Origin of the sequence: Isoptericola sp. NPDC057391, from assembly GCF_042668085.1 — a bacterium.
GTDB lineage: Bacteria > Actinomycetota > Actinomycetes > Actinomycetales > Cellulomonadaceae > Isoptericola.
In genome coordinates this window covers 1-7,136 of sequence record NZ_JBHVBO010000201.1, presented here as the reverse complement: position 1 = coordinate 7,136, position 7,136 = coordinate 1, and the positions used below count along the sequence as shown (strand labels likewise).

Below are 7,136 nucleotides of genomic sequence, written 5' to 3'. Positions count from 1 at the left end.
GAAGCGACGGGCCTGGTCACCAGGCGCGTCGCTTCTCTATCTCGGCGGAATCCCCTCTCTATCTCGCGGACGGGGCGGGGGAGCGGCGTAGTTCCGCGGATCCGCGGCATCCGGCGGTTAGGCTCGCCGGGTGCACCTCAAGACGCTCACGCTCCGCGGCTTCAAGTCGTTCGCCTCGGCGACGACGCTGAGCCTCGAGCCGGGCATCACGTGCGTCGTCGGGCCGAACGGCTCGGGCAAGTCGAACGTGGTCGACGCGCTGTCGTGGGTGATGGGGGAGCAGGGCGCCAAGTCGCTGCGCGGCGGCAAGATGGAGGACGTCATCTTCGCCGGCACCGCCGGCCGCCCGCCGCTCGGCCGGGCCGAGGTGTCCCTCACGATCGACAACACCGACGGTGCGCTGCCGATCGACTACACCGAGGTGACGATCACCCGCACGCTGTTCCGCAGCGGCGGGTCGGAGTACGCGATCAACGGCAGCTCCTGCCGCCTGCTGGACATCCAGGAGCTGCTGAGCGACTCGGGCATCGGGCGCGAGATGCACGTCGTGGTGGGGCAGGGCCAGCTCGACGCCGTGCTGCGGGCCACGCCCGACGACCGGCGCGGCTTCGTCGAGGAGGCGGCCGGCGTCCTCAAGCACCGCAAGCGCAAGGAGAAGGCGCTGCGCAAGCTCGAGGCGATGCAGGGCAACCTCGCCCGCCTCACCGACCTCACCGCGGAGCTGCGCCGCCAGCTCGGCCCGCTCGGGCGGCAGGCCGAGGCGGCGCGCAAGGCCCGCACCGTCCAGGCCGACCTGCGTGACGCCAAGGCCCGTCTGCTCGCGGACGACCTGGCCCAGCTCACCGCCCAGATGGCCCAGGAGCGGGCCGACGAGGCGGCGCTGCGCGAGCGGCAGCGGGAGACGGAGCAGGGGCTGGAGCGGGCGCGCGAGCACCTGGCCCGCCTCGAGGTCGCGGCGTCCGCCGCGGTCGCGGACGCCGGCCGTGCGGCGGACGCCTTCCACGCGCTGAGCGCGCTGCGCGAGCGGCTGCGGGGCCTCGCCACGCTCGCCGACGAGCGGGTGCGCCTGCTCGGCGCCACCGAGCCGGAGCACCGCGGCCAGGACCCGGCCGACCTGGAGGCCCAGGCCGAGCGCGCGCGTGCCACCGAGGCCGAGCTGACCCGGGAGGTCGAGCTCGCGCGCGCCGCGCTCGAGTCCGCGGTCGCCGCCCGCACCGACGCCGAGAAGGCGGCGGACGCCGCGGAGCGCGAGCTCGCGACCCTGCACCGCGGCGCGGCGGACCGGCGCGAGGGCCTCGCCCGGCTCTCCGGGCAGGTGGCCGCGCGCCGCAGCCGCGTCGAGGCCGGCGACGCCGAGCTGGAGCGCGTCCGCGAGGTCGTGGCGGAGGCCGAGCGCCGTGCGGAGGAGGCGGCGCGCGAGTTCGGCGCGCTCGAGGTGCAGGTCGTGGGCGCCGAGGAGGGCGAGGAGGACCTCGACGCGCGGCACGAGGAGGCGACGGCGGCGCTCGCCGAGGCGCAGGCGGCGGTGCAGGACCTCGAGACCCGCGCGGCCGAGGCGGAGCGCGACCGGGCGACCTGGAGCGCGCGGGTCGAGGCGCTCGAGCTCAGCCTCGACCGGAAGGACGGCGCGGGCGCCCTGCTCGCGGACGCCGCGCCCGACGTGCTCGGCTCGGTCGCCGCGCTGCTCGGCGTCGAGCCCGGGTACGAGGACGCGGTGACGGCCGCCCTCGGCCCGGTCGCGGACGCCGTGGCCGTGCGCGACCTCGACGCGGCCGTCGACGCGCTGCGCCGCCTGCGCGACGACGACGCCGGCCGGGCCGGCCTCGTCGTGGGCGGCGCGGACGCGGGAGCGCCGGGAGAGTCCGCGGTCCCCGCGGACCTGCCCGACGGCGCGCGGCGCGCGGCCGACGTGGTCACGGTGGCGGGTCCTGCGGCCGCCCCGCTGCGCGCGCTGCTGCGCGACGTCGTCGTGGTGGACGACCTGGCCCAGGCGCGCGCCCTGGTGCAGGCGGCGCCCCGCGTCGTGGCCGTGACGCGGGCGGGCGACCTGCTGGGCGCGGCGCGGGCCTGGGGCGGCTCCGCGGCCGCGCCGAGCGTGCTGCACCTGACGTCCGCGCTCGACGAGGCCAAGGAGGGGCTCGACGACGCGGCCGCCCGCGGCGAGCGCTGCCGCTTCGAGCTGGTCGGGGCGCGCGAGCGGCTCGAGGCCGCGCAGTCCACCCACGACGACACGCTCGCGCGCCTGCACGAGTCCGACGCGGCGCTCGCCGCCGTCGCGGAGCAGCTCGGGACCCTCGGCGCGGCCCACCGCTCGGCGCTCGCGGAGGCCGAGCGGCACCGGGCGACGCTGGCGCAGGCGGCCGAGCGCCGGGAGGCCGACGCGGCGGAGCTCGCGGAGCTGACGCGGCGGCTCGAGGTCGCCGAGGCCGAGCCGGCGCAGTCGCAGGAGCAGGTGGCCGAGGCGCAGGCCGCCCGTGAGGCGGCGCAGGAGGCCGCCACCGCCGCACGCGCCGCGGAGACCGAGGCGCGGCTGGAGCTGCGCACCAGCGAGGAGCGGGCGCGCGCCGTCGCCGGCCGCGCGCAGGGCCTCGCGCGCGCCGCCGCGCAGGAGCGCGCCGCGCGGGAGAAGGCGGAGCGGCGGGCCGTGCAGCGCGCGGCCGAGGCGCGGACGGCGGCCGCGGTGCGCGACGACGCGGGTACCGCCCTCGCCGTCCTCGCCCGCTCGATCGGGCGGGCCCAGGCCGAGCGCGCCGCCGCCGACGAGGAGCGGGGTGCGCGGCAGCAGGAGCTCGAGGCCGTCCGCACGGACGCCGACCGCCTCGCGGGCGAGCTGCGCGACCTCACCGACGTCGCGCACCGCGACGAGGTGGCACGCGCCCAGCAGGTGGCGCGGCTCGAGCAGCTGCAGGCCCGGGCGGTGGACGAGCTGGGCAGCGACCCCGAGGTCCTGGTCGAGGAGTTCGGCCCGCACCACGACGTGCCGGTGGCGCGCCCCGCCGACGCCGCCGAGGAGGACCCGGACCCGGAGCCCGTGCCCTACGTCCGCGCGGAGCAGGAGAAGCGGCTCGCGACGGCGGAGCGCGCGCTCGCCCGCATCGGGGCGGTCAACCCGCTCGCGCTGGAGGAGTTCGCGGCGCTCGAGGAGCGGCACCAGTTCCTCACGGAGCAGCTCGCGGACCTCAAGAAGTCCCGTCAGGACCTGCTGCACATCGTCGAGGAGATCGACGAGCGGGTGCAGCAGGTCTTCGCGGAGGCGTTCCGCGACACCGCGGAGCAGTTCGAGCGGGTCTTCGGCCGGCTCTTCCCGGGCGGCGAGGGGCGCCTGGTGCTCACCGACCCGGGCGACCTCCTCACCACGGGGATCGAGGTCGAGGCGCGGCCGGCGGGCAAGAAGGTCAAGCGGCTGTCGCTGCTGTCCGGCGGGGAGCGGTCGCTCACGGCGGTCGCGTTCCTCGTGTCGATCTTCAAGGCGCGCCCCAGCCCGTTCTACGTGATGGACGAGGTCGAGGCGGCGCTCGACGACGTGAACCTCGGGCGGCTGCTCGAGATCTTCCGCGAGCTGCAGGAGGACTCCCAGCTCATCGTCATCACCCACCAGAAGCGCACGATGGAGGTCGCGGACGCGCTGTACGGCGTGACGATGCGCGGCGACGGTGTGACGACCGTCATCTCCCAGCGGATGCGCGAGACCGTCGATGCGCGGGGAGAATAGCGCCATGCTCACGTTCGTCCTCTGGGTCCTCGGGTCCCTCGTTCTCGCCGCGGTGGTGTTCCTCGTGGCCAACGTCATGGAGCGTCGTGAGGGTCAGGACGACGAGGCCCCGGGCCTCGGTCGTTTCCTCCGCGACTTCCGGTCCGGGCTGCGCCGCAAGCGCGTCGCGCCCCCCGCCCCGGTCGAGACCGGCATGGACGAGTTCTTCGCCGCCACGGTCGAGGACGCCCCGGGCTACGTCGACCCGGAAGAGCTCACCGAGGCCCTGCACCGGGCACGGCTGCAAGCGCGGAGCTCGTGGCACGTGGGGACCGTCCGCAAGCCGGAGTGACCCCGCCCTGCCGGGGCACCCGCGGGCGGCTCCGCCGCGCCGTTCTGGGAGACTGTGCGCGTGACTGATCAGCTCTGGCTCTGGATCCTCCTCGGTGTCGTCGTCGTGGTCGGCGGCGGTGCCGCCCTGCTCGTCCCGCGGTCCCGCCGCCGTCGCACCGACCACCTCGTCGACGAGCACCTCGACGAGCAGGTCGATCAGGACGTCGATCTGGACGTCGGCCGGGCGGCGGGCCCGACGACGGTCGCGCCGCCCGAGACCGCCGTCGAACCGGCGGCGCCCGCTCTCGAGACGCCGGAGCCGGTGGCCGGCCGCCTCGTCCGGCTGCGCGACCGCCTCGCCCGGTCCGGTTCGCCGCTGGGCGCACGCCTGCTGAGCGTGCTGTCCCGCGACCACCTCACCGAGGACGACTGGGACGAGCTCGAGGAGACGCTGCTGCTCGCCGACATCGGCGCCGGTCCCGCGGAGGAGCTCCTGGAGGCCCTGCGCACCCGTGTGCGCGTGCTCGGCGTGCGCGACCCGAAGGCCGTGCGCGAGCTGCTGCGCGAGGAGCTGCTCAAGGTCGTCGACCCGGCGCTGGACCGGGAGGTCGCCACGACCGGCCCGGTCGGCGAGGACGGCGAGCGGCTGCCCGCCGTCGTGCTGGTCGTGGGCGTCAACGGCACGGGCAAGACGACGACGGTCGGCAAGCTGGCGCGCGTGCTGGTCGCCGGGGACCGGTCGGTCGTGCTCGGCGCGGCCGACACGTTCCGCGCGGCGGCCGCCGACCAGCTGCAGACCTGGGGCGCCCGGGTGGGCGTCGAGACGGTCCGGTCGGACCGCGACGGCGCCGACCCCGCCGCCGTCGCGTTCGACGCCGTGAAGCGCGGCAAGGCCGAGGGCACCGACGTCGTCCTCGTCGACACCGCGGGCCGCCTGCAGAACAAGGCGGGGCTCATGGACGAGCTCGGCAAGATCACCCGCGTCATCGCGCGCGAGGCGCCGCTCGCCGAGGTCCTGCTCGTGCTGGACGCCACGACCGGGCAGAACGGCCTCAACCAGGCGCGCGTGTTCGGCGAGGTCGCGGGCGTCACCGGCATCGTGCTCACCAAGCTCGACGGCACCGCCCGCGGCGGCATCGTCGTGGCCGTGCAGCGCGAGCTCGGCGTGCCGGTCAAGCTGGTCGGGCTGGGCGAGGGGCCCGACGACCTGGCGCCGTTCGACCCCGAGCAGTTCGTCGACGGCCTGCTCGGCTGAGCGGGCGCCGGAGCAGGAGGCCCCGGCGAGGCCCCGTTACGCAAAGTTGACGCGTGACGGGGCCTTGTCACACCCGCGAAACACAAGAACAGTCCAGCGGAAACCCCGCCCGACCACGGTAGTGCCCGACCCGGCCGCCCGGCTGGTGAGGGAGGAACAACTCATGGAGCTGGACACCGGAGCAACCGCGTGGATGCTGATGTCGGCATCTCTCGTGCTCCTGATGACCCCTGGACTCGCGCTCTTCTACGGCGGGATGGTGCGCGGCAAGTCCGTGCTGAACATGATGATGATGTCGTTCGGCGCGATGGCCGTCGTCGGCGTCGTCTACGTGCTGTGGGGCTGGTCGATGTCCTACGGCGCCGACCTCGGCGGGATCGTCGGCAACCCGTTCGACCAGTTCGGGCTGTCCGGCGCGATCTACGACGCCGCCGGCGAGTTCGCCATCGACGACTTCGGCGTGCCGGGCATCGTCGGCGTGGGCTTCCAGGCCACGTTCGCGATCATCACCGTCGCCCTGATCTCGGGCGCGATCGCCGACCGCGCCAAGTTCGGCACCTGGATGGTCTTCGTGGCCGTGTGGGTGACCCTCTGCTACTTCCCGATGGCGCACATGGTCTGGGGCGGCGGCCTGCTGTCCGGCGACGGCCCGTTCGCGTCCATCGCGACGCCGATCGACTTCGCCGGCGGCACGGTGGTGCACATCAACGCCGGCGTGGCCGCGCTGGTCCTCGCCCTGGTGGTGGGCAAGCGCAAGGGCTTCGGCTCGGAGCCGATGCGCCCGCACAACCTGCCGCTGGTCATGCTGGGCGCCGCGCTGCTGTGGTTCGGCTGGTTCGGTTTCAACGGCGGCTCGGCCTTCACGGCCGACGGCTTCGCCGGCCTCGCCTGGGTCAACACCACGGTCGCCACGGCGGCCGCCGTCCTCGGCTGGCTCGTGGTCGAGAAGCTGCGAGACGGCTCGGCCACGTCGCTCGGCGCCGCGTCGGGCGTCGTCGCGGGCCTCGTCGCGATCACCCCGGCCGCCGGCTCGGTCAGCCCGGTGGGCTCCATCGCGGTCGGTGCGATCGCGGGCGTCCTTTCCGCCTACGCGGTGGGCCTCAAGTACAGGCTGGGCTACGACGACTCGCTCGACGTCGTGGGCGTGCACCTCGTCTCCGGCCTCTGGGGCACCGTCGCCATCGGCTTCCTCGCCACCGAGACCGGCCTGTTCTACGGCGGCGGCCTGAACCAGCTCGCGGTCCAGGCGATCATCGCCGTCGTCGCGATCGTCTTCTCCGGCGTCGTCACCTACCTCGTCGCGATCGCGCTCAAGGCGGTCATGGGCTGGCGGGTGCCCGAGGAGTCGGAGGTCGCGGGCATCGACCTCGCGGTGCACAGCGAGTCCGCGTACGAGACCGTCCCGCAGGGTTCCGCCGGCGGCCAGATCAAGAGGGAGATCCGCGCATGAAGCTCGTCACCGGAGTCGTCCAGCCCCACCGCCTGGACGACGTGAAGTCCGCCCTCGAGGCCGCCGGCATCCGCGGCATGACGGTCAGCGAGGCCAGCGGCTACGGCCGCCAGAAGGGCCACACCGAGGTGTACCGGGGCGCCGAGTACACGGTCGACCTGGTGCCCAAGGTCCGCGTGGAGGTCCTCGTCGCGGACGAGGACGCGCCGACCGTCGTGGACGTCGTCGTCAAGGCCGCCCAGACCGGCCGGATCGGGGACGGCAAGGTGTGGACCACGACGCTGGACGACGTGGTGCGCGTGCGCACCGGCGAGCACGGCGACGCGGCCCTGTAGGAGGCGTCGATCGTGCTCCCGGACGACCGGCCGGGCGCGACCGAGCCCCGCACCCCGGAGGCAGGGGTGCGG

Annotated in this window: 5 protein-coding genes; all 5 read left to right on the top strand. The window is 75.2% G+C overall.

From position 1 onward, the window contains the following. Positions 1 to 130: 130 nt before the first annotated feature. A complete protein-coding gene (gene smc, locus ACFUVW_RS18280; protein ID WP_430572730.1) occupies positions 131 to 3,712 on the top strand; it encodes a chromosome segregation protein SMC in 3,582 nt (1,193 codons plus the stop codon). Between the two features lie 4 nt (positions 3,713 to 3,716). After that, positions 3,717 to 4,043 carry a hypothetical protein gene (locus ACFUVW_RS18275; RefSeq protein ID WP_430572729.1) on the top strand — a complete coding sequence of 109 codons (327 nt, stop codon included), beginning with the start codon at positions 3,717 to 3,719 and terminating at the stop codon, positions 4,041 to 4,043. A gap of 60 nt (positions 4,044 to 4,103) precedes the next feature. Further along, on the top strand, positions 4,104 to 5,279 hold the full coding sequence (gene ftsY / locus ACFUVW_RS18270) for a signal recognition particle-docking protein FtsY (protein WP_430572728.1): 1,176 nt from the start codon (positions 4,104 to 4,106) through the stop codon (positions 5,277 to 5,279). A gap of 163 nt (positions 5,280 to 5,442) precedes the next feature. After that, positions 5,443 to 6,729, top strand: a complete 1,287-nt coding sequence (locus ACFUVW_RS18265) for an ammonium transporter (protein WP_430572727.1) — start codon at positions 5,443 to 5,445, stop codon at positions 6,727 to 6,729. Then, positions 6,726 to 7,064, top strand: a complete 339-nt coding sequence (locus ACFUVW_RS18260) for a P-II family nitrogen regulator (RefSeq protein ID WP_430549879.1) — start codon at positions 6,726 to 6,728, stop codon at positions 7,062 to 7,064. The genes ACFUVW_RS18265 and ACFUVW_RS18260 overlap by 4 nt, the downstream gene beginning before the upstream one ends. Positions 7,065 to 7,136 lie beyond the last annotated feature (72 nt).

Coding starts and splice junctions, on each gene's coding strand:
- ACFUVW_RS18275 (WP_430572729.1), top strand. CDS start 3,717: ATGCTCACGTTCGTCCTCTGGGTCCTCGGGTCCCTCGTTCTCGCCGCG.
- ACFUVW_RS18265 (WP_430572727.1), top strand. CDS start 5,443: ATGGAGCTGGACACCGGAGCAACCGCGTGGATGCTGATGTCGGCATCT.
- ACFUVW_RS18260 (WP_430549879.1), top strand. CDS start 6,726: ATGAAGCTCGTCACCGGAGTCGTCCAGCCCCACCGCCTGGACGACGTG.